This is a genomic window from Fusibacter sp. (assembly GCF_057447755.1).
Genome location: NZ_JBVBZF010000467.1, coordinates 1 through 2041, shown reverse-complemented (window position 1 = coordinate 2041; position 2041 = coordinate 1). Strand labels below are relative to the sequence as shown.

The 2041-nt window shown below is 41.3% G+C and carries 2 protein-coding genes; both read right to left on the bottom strand.

Features of this window, described 5'->3' with window-relative positions; genetic code table 11:
- A partial coding sequence (locus AC220I_RS21730) for an alanine racemase (RefSeq protein WP_486725964.1) occupies positions 1–143 on the bottom strand: 143 nt, incomplete at its 3' end.
- A gap of 308 nt (positions 144–451) precedes the next feature.
- Positions 452–1996: an NAD(P)H-hydrate dehydratase gene (locus tag AC220I_RS21725; protein WP_486725963.1), complete on the bottom strand. Its 1545-nt coding sequence runs from the start codon at positions 1994–1996 to the stop codon at positions 452–454.
- Positions 1997–2041 lie beyond the last annotated feature (45 nt).

Below are 2041 nucleotides of genomic sequence, written 5' to 3'. Positions count from 1 at the left end.
CCATGTCCGTAACCGTCTGCTTTTATGACTGCAGATGCCAATGTTGTCGGCTTAATGCACTTACGCACCTCTCTCATGTTATGCGCCAGTGCGTCCAAGTTAATTTCCGCCCACACAGGTCTCGTTAAATTATTCTGACTCATATTATCCCCCAAATCATTTTTTATCTTGTATTTTAAAACCTCAAACCGTCTGTTCCAATCCATCATTCAAGATATACCACATGAAAAATAATCCCTAATCTCCAATTTTCAAGTATTCCCTGAGATAACAACATTTGAGCCATCTTCGATGCCTCAAACCGCTTTTCGCAAGTTGAAGATTCTTTCTCAAAGCTGGACGAGAACTAATGATCTATATAAAAATAAGGATCAAAACAGTCCCAAGACTATTTTAATCCTTTTTATTTCAATTGACCAATGAATTTTAACGATTTTTTTTGTGGTTTAAGCTAGACTTCAAGGTTCCTAAAGGCTTGAGTAATGCCCTCTATCAGGTCTCCTGCAATTAAACCATACTCCCCTTTTTGACCCACCATGAGGTCTCCAGAATAACCATGAATATAAACACCTGCAATTGCAGCATTCTCAGGGCTTAATCCTTGTGCGACCAAGCTTGTGATGATGCCAGTTAAAACATCGCCACTCCCAGCTGTAGCCATGCCAGGATTGCCGTTGATATTGATATAGGTTTGTCCTGATGGCAACGCGATAACCGTTCTAGCACCCTTTAGCACCACTGTGACCTTCCACTTGGCAGCAAACTCTCTGGCAGTGTTGATCGGATGTTGGTTGATAACCTCAAGTGGCAAATTTGTCAAACGACTCATCTCACCTGGGTGAGGTGTCAATACCACTTGGTTGACCTTGTTTCTTAAAACGTCCACGTGTCTTGCAAGGGTGTTAAGACCATCGGCATCTATGATTACGGGTTTATCCACCAGCGTAATCAAGTGTCTGAGAATTTCATTCATTTCTGCATTTTGACCACAACCTGGCCCAATTGCAATTACGTCAGCCGCTTCACAGGTTTGTACAAGCTTCTCAACTTGATTGATGCCGAAAACGCCCTTACGTGTTTCTGCAAGGGGTACTGTAACTGCTTCTGGTACACTGGTTGTTATAATCGTATGAAGTGATTCTGGTATGATGAGTTTCAACAAGCCAACGCCTGATCTTAAAGCACTTTTCCCGCAGAGGATTGCAGCGCCAGTCATCCCAAAGGAACCTGCTATAATACTGGCTTTGCCATACACACCTTTGTGGGAGTTTCTTTGCCTTTTAGGAATCATTCTTTTGACCATATCATGTGTAATGGTCTCAAGTGGAATGGGCATTTCTGCCACCAATTCTTTAGGTATGGCAATTTTTTTGACGACGAGTTCACCATTGTACTCCGCTGCAGGGTACATGATATTTCCAACTTTCGGCAAACAGAGCGCTACGGTTTTATCAGCTCGAACGGCGGTTTTCATAACCAAACCCTCGCTTGCATGTATTCCACTTGGAATATCGCAAGAAATGACATAGCCACTTGATTCATTAATTTCATCTATGGCGAGTTCGTAAACACCTTCAACTTCTTTTGTGATGCCAATTCCGAAAATACAGTCCACCACAACATCATCATAATCTATGGTCTTGCCAAGCTTTTTCACACCGCTGATGTCATTTATGGTTTCCACAGGTATATTTAAATGTTTTACGATTTCAAAATTATGATTTGCATGCTCTGATAATTTCTTGTGATTGCCTATCATGAAGATCTTTACCTGGTATGATTCATTATGCAAATGTCTCGCACAGACCAAACCATCACCACCATTGTTACCCATACCCGCAATAATAATGACCTTACTGTGGGGATTGATATGTTTTTTAACTTCTTCGGCCAATGCTATACCAGCGTTCTCCATTAGAACCATATAGGGTATTTGGTACTTTTCAACCGCTTTTAAATCTATAGCCCTAATATCTTTTTCAACTGCAATTTTCATGATTTCACGCCTCCCCAACAGCAATGACAAATGCTATAGCGTTCT